We start from the raw sequence: 17,482 nt of genomic DNA on the forward strand, positions 1-17,482 counted from the left end.
AAAAGAAGATGAAAAAAATATTTTTTTACGTGTTCCTACAATGTTTCACTATAAGCATGTTTTCACAAGAGTTAACATTGCCTACGTTTACGCAATATTTAGCCGATAACCCATTTGTTATTTCGCCAACCTATGCAGGGATTGGCGATCATATGAAAATTAGAGCAAATGGATTAACACAATGGGTAGGGATTAAAGATGCACCAGATACGCAGTCTTTAGTTGCCGATTTAAGGATTGCAAATTCATCAGGGATTGGTATTATGATGTACAATGATAAGAATGGAAATACGAGGCAATATGGAGGCAGAATTTCATTTGCGCACCATTTGATTCTAGACATGGATACAGATCAGTTTTTATCCTTAGGGATATCCTACAACATGAACCATTTTAGGATTGATACAGAGAAGTTTGACAATTACATTTATGACCCTTCTGTAAATAGCAATCGCGCTACAGTAAATCATAATTTTGATGTTGGCTTTTTGTACCGCTATGACCAGTTTTATTTTAGCTTTAATGCTTCTAACATCCTAAATAAAGAAATTGATAATTTTGCGATTAGTGAACCATTGGCCTTGAGAAATTATTACATTTACACAGGATATAAATGGAGACAATCGTCAAGTAGTGATTTTGAAATAGAACCATCATTGTATTATCAATTATTTGAAAGTGATGGACGTTCTAGTACTGACGTAAATTTGAAGTTCCGTTTTTATGATTATGAAGACTATTATTGGTTAGGTGTTTCCTACCGTTTTTTAAACGATCAAATGTTAGAACCACTGAATATTGGACCAATGGCTGGAATCAAAAAGAATAACTTTTATTTTGCTTATTCTTATCAGATTACTGCAAATTCATTATCAGCATATAACTCTGGAACGCACATGATCACTCTTGGATTAGATATCTTCCAAGGAATTAGTAATTGTCCTTGTACATCGACAAAAAACTTTTAAATAAAATAGATAATGGGAATTATTAGGCTTAAAAACATTCGTACATTTTCATATCACGGATGTTTAATCGAAGAAGGGAAAATCGGTTCTGATTATTCAGTAGATTTAGAAATCAAAACAGATTTACAATTATCTTCAGAAACAGATGAATTGGCTGATACAGTTGATTATGTTCATTTGAACAAAATTGTAGAAGAAGAAATGGCGATTCGTTCAAAGTTGCTAGAGCATGTTGCCCAGCGTATTATGAATCGTATTTTTAAAGAAATCCCATCCATCACAAAGGTTATTTTAGGTGTATCTAAACTAAACCCACCAATTGGAGGAGATGTAGAATCGGTAACAATACAATTGAAAGAATATAGAAAGTAATAGCGTCTTATTTTTCTAAGATTACAATCATAAAAAAAAGGTTGTCTGAATTTCCAGACAACCTTTTTTATTTTACTTAGTATCCTTTAGTCGATACTTTCGTTCTTGATATAGATAATTTGCTGTAGTTACATGCCCTAATGCATCTTTGGCTAATTCAGGATCCAGTGCTACAGGCACTAATGTTGTATCATTTTTGATTTCAAATTGTAAAGCCTCCTTGTTCGGTTGCATAATAACAACTTGATTGGCTACACGGAATGCATTGATATCGTGAAACTGCATAATTGCCCTTCCTGGAGTCGTTTCAGGTAGTTTGGTGAGGTTTCTACCCGGCATTGGTGTTGTTACCTTCATCCCGATCATATTAAGCAATGTAGGCGGTATATCGATCTGGCTACTTAACTTATCATATTTTGCACCTTTAGGAACCGTTGGACCAATTACTAAAGCAGGAATATGAAATTTATTAATAGGCACTAGATTTTTACCATAGGTACGCGTATTGTGATCGGCAATAACAATGAAAATAGTATTTTTAAAATAATCCTCTTTTTTCGCTAATTCAAAGAATTTACCAATAGAGAAATCGGCATATTTCATAGCATTATTAACCGTGTTTTTCGTTTTATCATGTAATTCGATACGACCATCAGGAAATTCGAAAGGTTCATGATTTGAAGTCGAGAACATCAATGAGAAAAAGGGTTTATCTCCTTTTGTTTTGAAATAGTTATTTGCTTTTACAACAAGATCTTCATCCGAATAACCCCATGTTCCTTTAAAAGCATAATTTCCTTCTGTAAAATCTTCCTGATCTACAATATCTTCAAAGCCATTTCCATTAAAGAAAGAAGCCATATTATCAAAGTTAGCCATACCACCATAGATAAAACTCGTTTGATATCCTTGTTTCTTTAAGACTTCAGCTATAGTAAAGAATCCAGTTTGTGAATTACTTAATTTCACTACACTTTCAGATGGAGAAGGTAGGAACCCAGTTACAACAGCTTCAATACCACGTACACTTCGTGTTCCAGTACAATATAGATTGGTAAATAATAAACCTTCTTTCGTCAGTTTATCAAACTCCGGCGTTAATGGTAATCCACCTAGACTTCCTACATATTCTGCACCAAGGCTTTCTTGTAAAAAGATTACCAAGTTATATGGTCTTTTTTGTAAACTATCTGGGTTTTGGATATGCAATAATGGTAGTTCAGGATCAATAAAATCAGTTTCTGCAACATTCATGTACTTCTTAACACGATTGATTGCATCCTGTGGATCCATTTTTCCATACATTTTTGAAGCATCACCTTCATTCTTTAAAGAATAAGCAGCAAAAGCAACAGTATAAAGCGAATTTAATCCGATACAATTCGTCAATTGATCCATTGAGAAAACGGCGTTACTCGCGTTTATAGGTCTTTTTGACGTTAAGCTAGAACGTGCTCCGAAAAATAATAAAAAGGCAACCAAAGGAAATAAAATCAATTTGGTTTTATACGGTGCATATTTTGGGTAGAATAATTTCGGTGCTTTTTTAAAGATGTAATATAAAGCAACACCCAAGATGATAAAGGTTACAATAATAGAAGTCAAATAACTTTTTAGGAGCATACCGATTACCTCTTGCGGATAAATCAAATAGTCAATAAAAAGACGATTAGGACGGGTATCATATTGTTTAATAAAATCAGGCGTAGCTAACTCCATGAATAACAATAAGAAAAGAAAAAGAATATAGTAAAAACTAAGAAACTTTTTAAGGTATTGTAAGAACTTATCTGGCAGCAACATCGTTAATACAGCGGGTAAAAAAGATAAATAACTCAATAGAATAACATCCATTCGTAAACCGATTGGAAAGATATACCAGAAATTTTCAGTGGCTTGAATACGCTCTTTAAAAATGAAAAAAAGGATAATCCTACTTAAAGTAGTGATTAATAACCCAATAAGAAAAAAGTTGATGATAGGTCTTAAAAAAGATAATCTCTTCATTGTGGGATGAATTAAATAATAAAGATCAAATGTATTGTTTTTTGAGAACGTAAAAACTAATTTTAAAAAATTATATTAAAATTTTTCTTGCGTTAGTCCTAAAAATATGTAAATTTGCCATCCATTCAAGAATGGCGTCGTGGCCGAGTGGCTAGGCTGGGCTCTGCAAAAGCTCCTACAGCGGTTCGAATCCGCTCGATGCCTCAAAAAAAAGCGATCTAATTTAGATCGCTTTTTTGTTTTTAAGAGTATTCTACAACACTCTTTATATCTTTCTTTTTTAGATTGTATATTGCTGATTTTCTTCTTGTTAATATAAAAAATGAAAACAACAATACTATAAAAACAGTCTTATTTTTCCATTTTTTCTAATGCCGATTTCACTAACTTTTTCTCATTAGGAAACCATCCTTGTACAACCAATACAAATCCAAAAACCATTAGCATTATGCTAATTCCCTTTTTGATTTTTACAATATTAGACGTTGTCATTTTGCTTTTCAGTTGTTTTGCAAGCAATATTTTACCAATATCTGTGATAAGGTAAGTAATGATTACAGAAGCAAAAAAAGTAATCATACGAGAAGGTTGCATATCGAATTTAGGTCCGAATGTAATGATGATTGCTAACCAGAATCCTAAGACTCCAATATTGATAAAATTCAATAAAAATCCTTTTACAAATAGACTGAAGTAGTTCTTTTTGATTAATTCAACTTCTACTTCTTCTTCGGGATTTTTACTGGCTTTCCTTAATTTAAGAAAAGACATAATTCCGTAGGTAAACATAATAATCCCGCCAAAAATAAATAAGGCAGGATCATCTTTTATACTTTGTATTAATCGGTAACTACTAAAATAGGCAATGGCAATAAATACAATATCACCTAAGATTACACCAAAATCAAAAGCCAAAGCAGCTCTAAATCCTTTTGTAATACTTGTTTCTAATAAAATAAAAAAAACAGGCCCCACCATGAAACTTAGGAAGAAACCTAATGGTATACCAGTAACAATATCGTCAATCATTATTTGATAGTTAAAAGTTGAAAGTTAAGCGTTAAAAATAAGAGAATGGTTAACTTTTCAAAGGGTAATGTATAATTCAAAATAACTCACTTAACGTATTTATTCTCCTGCTTTTTTAATAGAACCACCAATAACGTGTTTTTTATTGATTTGTTTTGGATCTCCATAAACGGTAATGTTACCACCCGCTCTTACTTTTGCATCCACAATATCCGTAGCATTTACATCGGCTTCTCCACCAGCATTAATACTTACAGCAGTTTGTTTTGTAATCAAGGTTTTTGCTTGTAAGATACCACCTGTATTAATAACAACATCTTGGTTTGTTGCTTTACCAGTAAGTTTAACAATACCACCCGTTGTAGCTCTTACCGTTGCTTTCTCGACATCCAATTGAATGTTGATTTCTGCACCTTCTTTTGCATTTATTTCAAAAGAAACGCCACTGAATGTTTTTTCTGAAGAAACATAAGAACCTTCACTTGCTTCAATTACATCAATACTTTTGAAATATAATTTTGCTGTGATTTCTTCTCCTTTTAATAATTTTTTCAAAGGCAAACGAACCTTTAACTTTCCATTTTTATTAACCAATTCCACTTCTTTAGCTCTTGCTCCAACGATTTCTATTTTGTTTTCTTTAGAAGGAATTAATTGCACCGAAATTCTATCGAATACATTTAGTTGATTAAATTCACCAACTTCTTTTGTTACGGGAGATTGCGCTACCGAAATTTGTGCCACAACTAAGAAGGCAAACATCATAAACTTTTTCATAGTACTGTACTTTTAATTAATTAATCATTCTTTTTAATAAAGTGGAAATCCAATTGTTTTTTTACCAAATCGGCATTTTTAACTTTAACAAATACTTCATCCCCCAATTGTAAAGTATTGTGAGATACTTCACCAACTAAGGCGTACTGTTTTTCATCAAAAGTGTAGTAATCGTCTCGGATTTCTCTGATACGACACATACCTTCACATTTATTATCCATGATCTCAACATATATACCCCACTCTGTAACACCAGAGATAACACCCAAAAACTCTTCGTTTTGGTGGTCTTGCATATATTTAACCTGCATATACTTGATAGAATCACGTTCTGCATTTGTTGCTAAACTTTCCATATTTGATGCATGAATACATTTTTCTTCATACACTTCGGCATCAACAGATTTTCCACCATCTAAATAATACTGTAGCAAACGGTGTACCATAACGTCTGGATAACGACGAATAGGTGAAGTAAAATGAGAATAATAATCAAAAGCTAAACCATAGTGACCTATGTTTTCCGTAGAATACTTGGCTTTACTCATGGTTCTAATCGTTAAGGTATCGATTAAATTTTGTTCTTTTTTACCTTGAATATCGTTTAATAAAGTATTTAAAGATTTAGAAATATCACCCTTAGTTTTAAGATTGATGCTATAACCAAATTTTGAAATTACAGTTTGTAAACTAATTAATTTATCTTCATTTGGCTCATCGTGAATACGATACACAAATGTTTTCTTTTGTTTTCCTATATATTCGGCTACTTTTCTATTCGCCAAAAGCATGAATTCTTCAATTAGATGATTGGCATCTTTAGATGTTTTGAAATAAACACCAACAGGTTCATGGTTTTCATTTAAGTTGAATTTTACTTCTACTTTATCAAATGAAATAGCCCCTTGCTGCATTCTCTTACTCCTGAAAATTTTAGCGAGTTCATCTAGTTTTAGAGTTGCTGCTACAATTTCATCGTTCACAGTATACGAACTTCCTGTAATTGAAATTTCTTCGGGAATAACATTGTCTTTGGTTTCAATGATATATTGTGCTTCTTCATAAGCAAATCGTTGATCAGAGTAAATTACTGTACGCCCAAACCATTGGTTTACAACGACTGCTTTCTCTGTGATTTCAAATACTGCGGAGAACGTATATTTTTCTTCATTAGGACGCAAAGAACAAGCGAAATTTGATAAAACTTCTGGAAGCATTGGTACAACACGGTCTACCAAATAAACAGAAGTACCTCTTCTGTAAGCCTCTTCATCTAGTAAAGTGCCTTCTTGTAAATAGTACGATACATCGGCAATGTGAATACCAATTTCATAATTTCCATTCTCCAGTTTCTTGAAGGATAAAGCATCATCAAAATCTTTAGCATCCTTAGGGTCAATCGTAAAAGTAAGTGTATCACGCATATCTCTACGATTTGCAATCTCACTTGCTTGAATCGATGTATCTAATTTTTCAGCATAAGCTTCAACTTCAGCAGGAAAATCATAAGGCAATCCATATTCTGCTAGAATAGCATGAATTTCTGTATTGTGTTCACCAGGTTTTCCTAGAACTTTAATTACAGCTCCAAATGGGGAATCTGCTTTTTCTGGCCAATCTTCAATTTTTACTAATACAACATCACCATTTTCAGCTTCACCCAATTTGTTTTTTGGAATAAAAATATCAGTATACATTTTTGCATTTGCTGTAGAAACAAAAGCAAAATTTTTCTGAATATCAATAACCCCAACAAATTCAAGTTTTTTACGCTCAATAATCTCAACAACTTCACCCTCTGGTTTTCGTCCTCTACGTCTGTTGTACACATAGATTTTTACTTTATCACCATCTAATGCTTTGTTTAGATTATTTGTTGGAATGAAAATATCATCTTCAAATTCAGGAGAAACAAAATAGGCTGTTCTTCTGCTGGTCATATCAATAGTACCTTCGTAATAATCTTGTGTAGCAATTACTTTGTATTTGCCTTTTTCAACTTCTTCAATTTTATTTTGTGCAGCGAGAATCTTCAAATCTTTGATAATTTGATTTCGGCTCTGTGTATCGTCTAATTCTAGTTTTGCTCCTATTTGTTTGTAGTTGAATGTTTTATTAACATCCTTAGATAGTATTTTTAAAATTTTGGATGTGAAATCCTTTTCACTTTTACCAAATTTTTTTGGTCTTTTACTCATAAATCATTTCTTATAAAGCTGAAAATTACGAATTAGTAACGAGATATTGGGTATACCTGTTAAGATTTTAATTAAAATATAACGTGCAGAAACCGCTATTTTTTAATTGATTATTAAAAACGAATATTTAGTACCTTTACGTAAAGACATCAAAATAAAAATAATGGAAGATTTTGTAACGGTTGCCGTATTCAATTATCCGCATGAAATAGCAATTTTAAAACACTTGCTGGATGAAGCAGAAATTCAGTATGTATTTGAAAATGAGACTATGACTTCAATTGTGCCTTTTTATTCTCAGGCACTAGGCGGGATAAAATTAAAAGTGCATCCTAATGATATTGAATTAGTACAGAAGATATTAGCAGAAATGAATGATCAGGATCATTTAAAAATTGTTTAAAAACATCCGACAGTTTACTTTAACGACTAATTATTTTGGAAGTTGAAGACTGTTACGGTAAATTTGTACACACAACTAAACTTAAATAACTACAGTCAAAATGAAAATTTCAATTGGAAATGACCATGCGGGTCCAGATTATAAAAAAGCTATTGTAAAATTTCTTGAAGGTAAAGGAATTGAAGTGATTAACCATGGAACAGACGCTTTTGATAGTGTAGATTATCCAGACTTTGTACACCCTGTTGCGACAGATGTTGAAAATAAAACAGTTGATTTTGGAATCATCATCTGCGGTAGTGGAAATGGAGTTGCTATGGCGGCGAATAAACACCAACAAGTAAGAGCAGCAGTATGCTGGACTAAAGAAATCGCAACCTTATCACGTCAGCACAACAATGCTAATATTTTAAGTATTCCAGCTCGATTTACTGCAATTCCACAAGCAATTGAAATGGTAGATGCTTTTCTAAACACAACATTTGAAGGTGGAAGACACCAAACTAGAGTAGACAAAATACCTGTAAAATAATAGAATATTATTTCTATTGTAAACCGACATTATTAATAAATTCAGAATATAGAAATCCATCTTAACAGGTGGATTTCGTTTTAAATTATCTTTATGACGAATATTGATTTCATTTCTAAAAGCGTTACTACGGCAGTTAATAATATTAAAAATACCGTTCAACTATTACAGGAAGACTGTACTATTCCTTTTATTTCCCGTTACCGAAAAGACAAAACAGGAAACTTAGATGAAGTTGTAATTGAACAAATTGCCAAGCTGCAGAAAGAGTATGAAGTCATCGTAAAACGAAAAGAAGCAATTGTAAAAAGTATTCAGGAACAAGGAGGATTAACCAAGGAATTAGAGCAGAAAATCACTTTGAGTTTTGACTTGAATGAATTGGAAGATTTCTATTTACCATTCAAGAAGAAAAAGAAAACAAGAGCAGATACAGCTCGTGAAAATGGATTGGAGCCTTTGGCGAAAATTATCATGGCACAGAATCATGACGAGATTGATTTTATTGCTTCAAAATACTGTAATGATAAAGTAGCTAATGAAGATGAAGCACTACAAGGTGCTCGCGACATTATTGCTGAATGGATTAATGAGAATATTTATGTTCGAAAACAATTGCGTAGACATTTTCAACGAAAAGCTGCAATAACGACGAAAGTAGTAAAAGCCAAAAAAGAGGATGAAAAAGCATCAAAATTCGAACAATATTTTGATTGGTCAGAACCATTACAGCGTGCCCCATCCCACCGATTATTAGCTATACTGCGTGCAGAAAACGAAGGTTTTATAAAGATTAAAATTGACGTTGATTCGGATGAATCAGTAGAGCTAATTCAGCAAGTTGTATTGAAGAATAAAACAGAAGCAGCGGGACATGTCCAGTTAGCTATAGAAGATAGTTATAAACGATTACTAGGACCAGCAATATCCAATGAATCTCTACAAGAAGCCAAAACTAGAGCTGATATCACGGCTATTCAGGTTTTCGCGAGTAATTTAGGACAATTATTGCTCTCACCACCTTTGGGTGAAAAAAGAATTTTGGCAATAGACCCTGGCTTTAGATCAGGTTGTAAAATAGTCTGTTTAGATGAAAAAGGAGATTTGTTGTACAATGAAACAATTTTTCCACATGCACCACAGCATGAAACGGCCATTGCTATGAAAAAAATCCGATCGATGGTAAATGCCTATAAAATTGAAGCCATATCGATAGGAAACGGGACTGCATCTAGAGAAACAGAATTTTTCATTAAGAAAATAGCTTTCGATAAACCAGTACAGGTATTTGTGGTGAGTGAAAGTGGAGCCTCAATTTATTCGGCTTCAAAAATTGCCCGTGATGAATTTCCAAATTATGATGTAACAGTTCGTGGAGCAGTTTCCATAGGAAGGCGTCTTTCAGATCCTTTAGCTGAATTGGTGAAAATAGATCCAAAATCAATAGGAGTAGGTCAGTATCAACATGATGTAGACCAAACGAAGCTAAAAGAAGAACTAGATCAGGTGGTGATGCGTTGTGTAAATAGCGTAGGAATTAATGTCAATACAGCAAGTAAATCATTATTAAGCTATGTATCAGGTATTGGTGAAAAAATGGCTGAAAATATAGTTCAGTATCGATCAGATAATGGACCTTTTACAGAACGTAAACAATTAAAAAAAGTAGCGCGATTAGGAGACAAAGCCTATCAGCAAGCAGCAGCTTTTATTCGAATTTCAAACGCAAAAAATCCATTGGATAATTCGGCGGTACATCCTGAATCTTATGGCATTGTTGAAAAAATGGCCAAAGATTTGAAAATTTCAATGAATGAATTAATTGCGGATTCAGAGAAGATTGCCCAAATTAAAGTTGAAAATTATACAACCGAAGATATTGGTCTTTTAGGATTGAAGGATATCCTAAAAGAATTAGTAAAACCGGGATTAGACCCTCGAAAATCAGCTAAAATTTTTGAATTTGATAGCAATGTAAAAAGCATTAATGATTTAAAAACGGGTATGATTATTCCAGGAATTGTAAATAATATTACCAATTTTGGATGTTTTGTAGACATCGGAATAAAAGAAAGTGGATTAGTTCACATTTCCCAACTAAAAGAGGGATTTGTAAGCGATGTAAATGAGGTTGTAAAACTTCATCAACACGTACAAGTGAAAGTAGTGGAGGTAGATGAGGCAAAAAAGAGAATTCAACTCAGTATGATTATATAAAAAAATCCTCAATGTACATTGAGGATTTTTTAGGCATGAAAAAAACCTACTCCAACACCTATTTATTTTAAACAGGAACTGGAATAGGTTCATTAGATTTTATATAATAAAAGAACACTACAGTTACTAATGGAAATCAGTACTATATTATTTTTTAAGACAATAATGTATTAAAGTTTATTCTCTTCCTTTTTTTCAGCAGGTTGATCCTCTCTAGAAGCAGTTTTAAATTCTTTAATACCGTTTCCTAGCCCTTTCATTAATTCTGGAATCTTTTTACCTCCAAAAAGCAATACTACCACAACCACGATTAAGATAATCTCTGGTGTACCAATTACGCCTAAAAATATGTTTAATGCACTCATAATTTGTTATGTTATATAATTATAGCACAAAGATAAACAGAAAAATATTGATACATCTACGGATGACTTAATTATTTATGGTAATGTAACGTTAAAGTTATAATAAAACTATGCCATAAAAATTAGGATTAATGTTAGAAATGGAGCTTAAAATAGTATTTTTATCATAATCTAAACAGGGTCTTAACAACATAAAAGTGTTTTAATTCCTATATTTGTAATTTAAAGTAGAATATGTCCAAAAAAAGATTGAAAAGGAAAGAACTGTCACGAAAATTATTCAATAAAAATCGATTGGTTGTATTGAATGAAGATACGTTTGAAGAAATCTTTTCACTAAAGTTAAATTTGATGAATGTCTTCATTGTATTGACAACTTCCTCCATTTTTTTGATTGCGATTACAACCTATATTATTGCTTTCACCCCCTTACGAGAATATATTCCAGGATATTCCTCCTCAAAATTAAAATCAGAAGCGACACAGTTAGCAATCAAATCAGATTCACTTTCTAATATTGTTCGACAAAACAATGCTTATATCGAATCGGTAAAAAAAGTATTGATTGGCGATTTGGAATATGCTAAATTCAATAAAGATTCTATTATTGCTGCTGAGGTTATTGATCCATCAAAAGTAAACTTATCTCCTTCAAAAGCAGATTCAGTTTTACGCAATCAAGTGGCTCTGGAAGACAAGTACAATCTATTTGAAAAAGCAGCTCCAAAAGTAAGTATGGTTTTATTTCCACCTGTTAAAGGGCATATTACCGATGGATATAATCCTAAGACAAAACACTTGGCAGTCGATATTGCATTACCTGCGAATACACCGATTAAGTCAATTGCTAACGGAACAGTTATTTTCACCGAATGGACTCCAACGAATGGAAATATAATTATTATCCGCCACAATGACGGTATTATATCGGCCTATAAACATTGTGCTTCTGTAACAAAATCTCAAGGAGATACAGTACGTACGGGAGAAGTTATTGCGATGGCAGGTTCAACAGGGGAACAATCAACCGGTGTACATTTGCATTTTGAATTATGGAAAGATGGCTACGCAATTGATCCTACAAATTTTATTGATTTTGAATAATAATATATGTCTTTAAAGTCCTTTGTGGCAAAAGTATTTGCTAAAGTTATCTACCAGAAAACCCAAAAATGGGCCAACAATCCTATTGAAACCCAACAACAAGTTTTTCTTAGTTTAATTGATGGAGCAAAAGATACTGTTTTTGGAAAAGATCATAATTTCAAAGAAATAAAGACTTACACCGATTTTATTCAACAAGTACCCGTAAGAGATTACGAAGATTTAAAAGGCTATGTAGAACGAGTTGTTGAAGGAGAAAAAGATGTTTTGTGGAAAGGCAAACCGTTGTATTTTGCAAAAACATCTGGAACAACCTCTGGGGCGAAATATATTCCCCTAACAGCTGAGTCAATGCCTTATCATGTTGAAGCGGCACGAAATGCTATTTTACATTACGTATACGAAACAGGAAAAGCAGATTTTGTAGATGGTAAAATGATTTTTTTACAAGGGAGTCCTATCTTGAAAGAAAAGCATGGAATAAAATTTGGAAGACTATCAGGAATTGTAGCACACTTTGTTCCGGAATACCTGCAAAAAAATAGAATGCCAAGCTGGGAAACCAATTGTATTGAGGACTGGGAAACTAAAGTCAATGCAATAGTAGATGAAACAATTCAGGAAGACATGACTGTAATTTCGGGGATTCCATCCTGGGTACAAATGTATTTTGAAAAACTACAAGAAAAAGGGAATCAGAAAATTGGAGAGCTTTTTAAGAATTTCAATTTATTCATTTATGGTGGGGTAAATTATGAACCCTATCGTGCAAAATTTGAAAATCTGATAGGACGTAAAGTAGATAGTATAGAATTATTCCCTGCATCAGAAGGTTTTTTTGCCTACCAGGATTCGCAAAAAGAAAAAGGAATGTTACTCCTACTTAATTCGGGAATATTCTATGAATTTATAAAAACAGAAGAATTTTTTCAACCAAATCCTGTGCGTTACACGATTGGTCAAGTAGAATTGAATGTAAATTATGTCATGATAATTTCAACAAATGCAGGTCTATGGGCCTATAATATTGGAGATACAGTACAGTTTACTAGTCTAAAACCATATCGAATTATTGTTTCAGGAAGAATTAAGCATTATATTTCCGCTTTTGGAGAGCATGTTATTGGTAAAGAGGTAGAAGAGGCATTGAAGGAAGCAATTGAAGGTACTCAAATACGGGTAAATGAGTTTACAGTTGCACCACAAATCACACCAGATAATGGATTACCTTATCATGAATGGTGTATTGAATTTGAAAATGAACCCGATGATTATGAGGTTTTTACCGAATCAATAGATCAGGCAATGCGGAAGCAAAATGTATACTATGATGATTTAATTGTAGGGAAAGTTTTGCGGAAATTAGTAGTCACACCGATTGCAAAAAATGGCTTTCAAGAGTATATGAAATCCATTGGAAAATTAGGGGGACAGAATAAAATACCAAGATTATCTAATGATCGAAAGATTGTGGATCGTCTTTTCAAAAAATAAAAACATAAATTTGCATAAAATTAGTATATGAAAGAAGTAAAGAACATTGTAAGATCTAGAGCACAGGAGTCATCGGCAGCAATTGAAAGATTGTATATCACGATGCGTCATTTATTCAATAGAGGTTTCTATAAGCCTATGGGAGTTTCGGGTGACACTTTAAGAGAAGCATTACTGTTATTACGTCCAGAAATATATGGCTCTATAGATGGTGAAAAAGTAGAATTAAACGGGTTACTATATGTAATTGAGCGTTTACCGGTAGGAATTGAAGAATGTAGATTTATTAATTTGACTTCAGATGAAGGCTATTCGAAATCTCATTTTAAAGCAATTGTTCCTCCAAAAAGAAAAAGAAACTGTTACCGAATTGATGAAGAACAAATGAATGTTGAAATTACCAGAGGACGTTCTGATATTTATGACATTCTAACGCACTTAACGTTCATCTTTATCGAATCTCATAAAATTAAAGACAGAGTCTTGATTGATGAGAATAATTATGAAGTAACACGCGATTGGCAAAAATTAGAGCAAGTTGTTTTGCAAAATAAAAAGCTAACACTTGTTGAAAGAGAAAAAGCAATTTCACATACTGCTAATATTTTAGGAAGAACATTTGCAGATGTATTAGATATTTATGATGATTTTGCAACAGCAGAAAAACCAGATCGTTTCTTACATGTAGTGTATTGGTTAGGTAAACTAGCTATCGAAGAAGTAATTGATAACAATAAACGTACGATTACTTTTAGTCCAATATTAAGAGAAAGATTAGGTCATCATATCCATGGAGAAATTTGGGCAACCAATATTAAAGAGGTTTTGAAAGCTAATAATCTTCTGGAAAGACCAATCCATATTATCAGTGCGAACATGCATAGTGTGATGAATTCAATATTTGCTACACATGTTTTAAAAACACAGTATAAAGACAAATCAGATTTCTATATTTACGAAGAATTAAGTAAGTCTGGAAATAATGAAGTAAGAGATAAGGTAGAAGCTTTTGCATTGCAACACGGGATGATTTCTATTCCAGATGCATCAGGGACAAATATCGATGTTCAGATTTTTGATACAGCTAAAATTGATTTTAAAAAATCAGCATTCCCATTGGCAAAGTTAACAGGAGAAAAACCGGTAATCATTGTTATGGATTATGCTTTTGGTGAGCAAGCTTTTGAGACGATTGATGAGTTATTAAAGCCATACCAAGAAACAAAAGATACCAAAGTGTTATTAGACGTATTGTCCGTTTCTATTATGGGTAAAGCAGGAATTCTAGAAGGAGGAAAAGGAGACATCATGATTCCTTCAGCGCATATCAATGAAGGAACAGCAGATAACTATCCATTTGAAAATGAACTGACAGCAGCAATGTTTGAAGGAAATGATATTGGAGTATTTGCAGGACCAATGGTTACAGTTTTGGGAACATCTTTACAGAACAAAGATTTATTGAAGTTCTTCTATGATTCAACATGGAATGTTATTGGACTAGAAATGGAAGGAGCCTATTATCAAAAAGCAATACAATCGGCATCAAAAATCAGAAAGAGTATTCCTGAGAATGTAAAAGTAAGATACGCTTATTATGCTTCAGATAATCCTTTAGAAACAGGAAGTACATTAGCTTCGGGAGGTTTAGGAACAACGGGTGTAAAACCAACCTATTTGATTACAATTAAGATTTTAGAACAAATATTTAACGTAAAATAATAATTCTATAATGAGTTCAACGCAGCCCAAAGATTACAACAGCAATCAAGAAGTTGATATTTCAGCAGTATTTAGTAAAACTAAAGATGGAGTAAATGGAGTATTAAGATCATTTTTTCACTTTCTTTTCTTCTTAAGAAGAAATATCCTCATTTTGATAGGTTTGTTTGTAGTTGGAGCTGTTATTGGATTTTTTCTAGAAAGAGGGACACAAACGTATAAAAATGATGTAGTTGTATCTCCTAATTTTGACAGTGTTGATTATTTATATAATAATATAAATCTGATACAGTCAAAAATCAATATGGGAGATACACTATTTCTAAAGAGTATTGGTATTAGTAATCCTAAAACATTAAAAGGTATTGAAATCAAGCCGATTATTGATGTTTACAAATTCATTCTTGATGATCGTGAAAATTATGACGTTTTAAAATTATTTTCAGATGAAGGAAGTGTTTCAAAAACAGTTAAGGATGAAATTACAAGTAAAAATTATAAGTATCATAATATAGAAATTATTACTTCTACTACTGGATCTACTAAAAAAAATGTAGAGGCAATATTGGCTTATTTAAATAAAAACCAATATTTCACAGCATTAAAAAACATCTATTTAGCTGATATTGATGAAAAACTTGTGGCTAATAAAAAGATGATAGTACAGATTGACGAAATCTTAAAAAGCTTTACAAGCCGATTTACTGATGAGTACAGAAGACAGAATGATAAACTGGTATACTACAATGAAAATGCCCAGTTAAATGATATGATTAAGACTAAGATTGAACTATATAAAGATCAGTCAAAACTTAAAGAAGAGAAAATTACTTTCAACGAATTTGTACAGAAAAGTAGTGAAACTTTAAATGTAAGAAAATCTAAAAATATCTTCTTAGGATTAACTTTTATTGTTCCTGTTCTTTTCATATTTATATTTTTAGGATATAACTTCTTCAAAAGATTAAAAGCAAGACTTTTTATTAATGAATAAAATGAACATCTTTAATTTAAAGTAAATTGATAGATTAGAAATGTTTTATTCTTAATGTTGTTTTTTATCTAAAAAAACAATAGAATTTGTGCTATAAATTCATTGTAATTTTTAATTTTGACAACTATGATAGTTTCTGTTCTTGAATTGAGAATGAGACTTAAAATCATTGTGACTGCCAAGGGATTATATAATCCTGTTGCAGTTGAAAAGAAGTTAAAAAATCAATGAAATGAAAATAGTGGTAACAGGAGGAGCCGGATTTGTTGGTTCCACATTGTGTATTCAATTAAAACAAAAATATCCTACCTACGATATTGTAGCTTTTGATAATTTAAAAAGGAGAGGCTCCGAATTAAATCTTATTGATTTTCAGAAATTTGGGATTCCCTTTATTCATGGCGATATTAGAAATCAGGAAGACTTAACATCACTTGGAACCTATGATGTTTTAGTCGAAGCATCTGCTGAACCATCTGTTATGGCAGGTCTAGATTCAGATCCCACCTATGTAATCAACAACAACCTTTATGGATCAATCAATTGTTTCAATAGCTGTTTGAAAAATAAAGCAAAATTGATTTTTCTTTCAACCAGTAGAGTATACCCTATTGAAAGTATAGAAAATGCCAGTTTTATTGAAGAACCTACACGTTTTTCATTTGACACAAATCAAAAAACAAAAGGCATCTCATCAGAAGGTATTTCAGAACAATTAAGTTTGGAAGGCGCCAGATCATTTTATGGAACGACAAAATTAGCTTCGGAATTATTCATCCAGGAATATGCTGCATTTTATGGTTTACAAGCAGCAATTACACGTTTTGGAGTGATTGCAGGGCCAAAACAAATGGGGAAAACAGATCAGGGCGTCGTAACGTTATGGATGGCAAAACACTACTGGAAACAATCTTTAAAGTACATTGGATATGGTGGAACAGGAAAGCAGGTTCGCGATATTTTGCATGTAGACGATCTAGTTGATTTAATAGACTTACAAATTCATCAAATCGAAAAATTCTCAGGACAAATATTTAACGTTGGTGGAGGACTGTCTAATAGTACTTCTCTGCAAGAAATGACAGCAATCTGTGAGAAAATTTCAGGAAATACAATCGAGATTGGTAGCGAGAGAGAAACTCGAACAGCTGATTTAAGAATATACATTACAGACAATTCAAAAATTGAAAAAGAGATCGGATGGAAACCTAAAAAATCAGTGGAAACCATTTTTACAGATATCTATAATTGGATTAAAGAGAATGAAAAGCAATTAGAATCAATTTTGAAATAGATAATC

Annotated in this window: 15 protein-coding genes and 1 tRNA gene; 11 read left to right on the forward strand and 5 right to left on the reverse strand. The window is 32.3% G+C overall.

Features of this window, described 5'->3' with window-relative positions; all coding sequences use genetic code 11:
* Positions 1–8: 8 nt before the first annotated feature.
* Positions 9–968 carry a PorP/SprF family type IX secretion system membrane protein gene (locus tag P6733_RS06695; RefSeq protein WP_306351230.1) on the forward strand — a complete coding sequence of 320 codons (960 nt, stop codon included), beginning with the start codon at positions 9–11 and terminating at the stop codon, positions 966–968.
* Positions 969–980: 12 nt separating this feature from the next.
* Positions 981–1,340 (forward strand): dihydroneopterin aldolase, encoded by a 360-nt coding sequence (gene folB, locus P6733_RS06700; RefSeq protein WP_306351232.1) that lies wholly within the window; start codon positions 981–983, stop codon positions 1,338–1,340.
* A gap of 72 nt (positions 1,341–1,412) precedes the next feature.
* On the opposite strand, the gene P6733_RS06705 is transcribed toward folB, so the two are convergent.
* Positions 1,413–3,347 (reverse strand): LTA synthase family protein, encoded by a 1,935-nt coding sequence (locus P6733_RS06705; RefSeq protein ID WP_306351234.1) that lies wholly within the window; start codon positions 3,345–3,347, stop codon positions 1,413–1,415.
* Positions 3,348–3,480: 133 nt separating this feature from the next.
* Between P6733_RS06705 and P6733_RS06710 the strand changes: the two genes are divergently transcribed.
* Positions 3,481–3,551 (forward strand) — tRNA-Cys (locus tag P6733_RS06710).
* Positions 3,552–3,698: 147 nt separating this feature from the next.
* Here P6733_RS06710 and P6733_RS06715 read toward each other — a convergent pair.
* From P6733_RS06715 to rnr, 3 genes are all read right to left on the reverse strand, one after another.
* Positions 3,699–4,376 carry a LysE family translocator gene (locus tag P6733_RS06715; protein ID WP_306351236.1) on the reverse strand — a complete coding sequence of 226 codons (678 nt, stop codon included), beginning with the start codon at positions 4,374–4,376 and terminating at the stop codon, positions 3,699–3,701.
* Positions 4,377–4,475: 99 nt separating this feature from the next.
* A complete protein-coding gene (locus tag P6733_RS06720; RefSeq protein ID WP_306351238.1) occupies positions 4,476–5,153 on the reverse strand; it encodes a head GIN domain-containing protein in 678 nt (225 codons plus the stop codon).
* Between the two features lie 20 nt (positions 5,154–5,173).
* Complete coding sequence (gene rnr, locus P6733_RS06725; protein WP_306351240.1) at positions 5,174–7,351, reverse strand: ribonuclease R; 2,178 nt, start codon at positions 7,349–7,351, stop codon at positions 5,174–5,176.
* A gap of 163 nt (positions 7,352–7,514) precedes the next feature.
* Here rnr and P6733_RS06730 point away from each other — a divergent pair, with 163 nt between their 5' ends.
* The 3 genes from P6733_RS06730 (at position 7,515) to P6733_RS06740 (ending at position 10,503) form a co-directional block, all read left to right on the forward strand.
* Positions 7,515–7,754 (forward strand): putative signal transducing protein, encoded by a 240-nt coding sequence (locus P6733_RS06730; RefSeq protein ID WP_306351241.1) that lies wholly within the window; start codon positions 7,515–7,517, stop codon positions 7,752–7,754.
* A gap of 100 nt (positions 7,755–7,854) precedes the next feature.
* Complete coding sequence (gene rpiB / locus P6733_RS06735) at positions 7,855–8,286, forward strand: ribose 5-phosphate isomerase B (protein ID WP_306351243.1); 432 nt, start codon at positions 7,855–7,857, stop codon at positions 8,284–8,286.
* 93 nt (positions 8,287–8,379) lie between these two features.
* The gene (locus P6733_RS06740) at positions 8,380–10,503 is read left to right on the forward strand and encodes a Tex family protein (protein ID WP_306351245.1); all 2,124 of its coding nucleotides are present in this window, start codon (positions 8,380–8,382) and stop codon (positions 10,501–10,503) included.
* A 170-nt stretch (positions 10,504–10,673) separates the two neighbouring features.
* Here P6733_RS06740 and tatA read toward each other — a convergent pair whose 3' ends face one another.
* Complete coding sequence (gene tatA / locus P6733_RS06745; protein ID WP_306351247.1) at positions 10,674–10,868, reverse strand: twin-arginine translocase TatA/TatE family subunit; 195 nt, start codon at positions 10,866–10,868, stop codon at positions 10,674–10,676.
* 249 nt (positions 10,869–11,117) lie between these two features.
* Between tatA and P6733_RS06750 the strand changes: the two genes are divergently transcribed.
* From P6733_RS06750 to P6733_RS06770, 5 genes are all read left to right on the forward strand, one after another.
* Complete coding sequence (locus P6733_RS06750; RefSeq protein ID WP_306351248.1) at positions 11,118–11,972, forward strand: M23 family metallopeptidase; 855 nt, start codon at positions 11,118–11,120, stop codon at positions 11,970–11,972.
* Positions 11,973–11,978: 6 nt separating this feature from the next.
* Entirely contained in the window at positions 11,979–13,466 is a 1,488-nt protein-coding gene (locus P6733_RS06755; RefSeq protein WP_306351249.1) for a GH3 family acyl-acid amido synthetase, read from the forward strand.
* Positions 13,467–13,493: 27 nt separating this feature from the next.
* Positions 13,494–15,188, forward strand: a complete 1,695-nt coding sequence (locus tag P6733_RS06760; protein ID WP_306351250.1) for a DUF6909 family protein — start codon at positions 13,494–13,496, stop codon at positions 15,186–15,188.
* A 10-nt stretch (positions 15,189–15,198) separates the two neighbouring features.
* Positions 15,199–16,182 carry a hypothetical protein gene (locus P6733_RS06765; protein ID WP_306351252.1) on the forward strand — a complete coding sequence of 328 codons (984 nt, stop codon included), beginning with the start codon at positions 15,199–15,201 and terminating at the stop codon, positions 16,180–16,182.
* Positions 16,183–16,414: 232 nt separating this feature from the next.
* Positions 16,415–17,476 (forward strand): NAD-dependent epimerase/dehydratase family protein, encoded by a 1,062-nt coding sequence (locus P6733_RS06770; protein WP_306351254.1) that lies wholly within the window; start codon positions 16,415–16,417, stop codon positions 17,474–17,476.
* The last annotated feature ends 6 nt before the right edge of the window (positions 17,477–17,482 follow it).

This window comes from Flavobacterium aerium (assembly GCF_030766725.1).
GTDB classification, from domain to species: domain Bacteria; phylum Bacteroidota; class Bacteroidia; order Flavobacteriales; family Flavobacteriaceae; genus Flavobacterium; species Flavobacterium aerium.

Excerpts from the sequence above, each read along its gene's own strand:
- P6733_RS06755 (WP_306351249.1), top strand. The coding sequence starts at position 11,979 with ATGTCTTTAAAGTCCTTTGTGGCAAAAGTATTTGCTAAAGTTATCTAC.
- P6733_RS06765 (WP_306351252.1), top strand. The coding sequence starts at position 15,199 with ATGAGTTCAACGCAGCCCAAAGATTACAACAGCAATCAAGAAGTTGAT.
- rnr (WP_306351240.1), bottom strand. The coding sequence starts at position 7,351 with ATGAGTAAAAGACCAAAAAAATTTGGTAAAAGTGAAAAGGATTTCACA.
- P6733_RS06760 (WP_306351250.1), top strand. The coding sequence starts at position 13,494 with ATGAAAGAAGTAAAGAACATTGTAAGATCTAGAGCACAGGAGTCATCG.
- P6733_RS06705 (WP_306351234.1), bottom strand. The coding sequence starts at position 3,347 with ATGAAGAGATTATCTTTTTTAAGACCTATCATCAACTTTTTTCTTATT.
- P6733_RS06740 (WP_306351245.1), top strand. The coding sequence starts at position 8,380 with ATGACGAATATTGATTTCATTTCTAAAAGCGTTACTACGGCAGTTAAT.
- P6733_RS06770 (WP_306351254.1), top strand. The coding sequence starts at position 16,415 with ATGAAAATAGTGGTAACAGGAGGAGCCGGATTTGTTGGTTCCACATTG.
- P6733_RS06695 (WP_306351230.1), top strand. The coding sequence starts at position 9 with ATGAAAAAAATATTTTTTTACGTGTTCCTACAATGTTTCACTATAAGC.
- tatA (WP_306351247.1), bottom strand. The coding sequence starts at position 10,868 with ATGAGTGCATTAAACATATTTTTAGGCGTAATTGGTACACCAGAGATT.
- P6733_RS06730 (WP_306351241.1), top strand. The coding sequence starts at position 7,515 with ATGGAAGATTTTGTAACGGTTGCCGTATTCAATTATCCGCATGAAATA.
- rpiB (WP_306351243.1), top strand. The coding sequence starts at position 7,855 with ATGAAAATTTCAATTGGAAATGACCATGCGGGTCCAGATTATAAAAAA.
- P6733_RS06720 (WP_306351238.1), bottom strand. The coding sequence starts at position 5,153 with ATGAAAAAGTTTATGATGTTTGCCTTCTTAGTTGTGGCACAAATTTCG.
- folB (WP_306351232.1), top strand. The coding sequence starts at position 981 with ATGGGAATTATTAGGCTTAAAAACATTCGTACATTTTCATATCACGGA.
- P6733_RS06715 (WP_306351236.1), bottom strand. The coding sequence starts at position 4,376 with ATGATTGACGATATTGTTACTGGTATACCATTAGGTTTCTTCCTAAGT.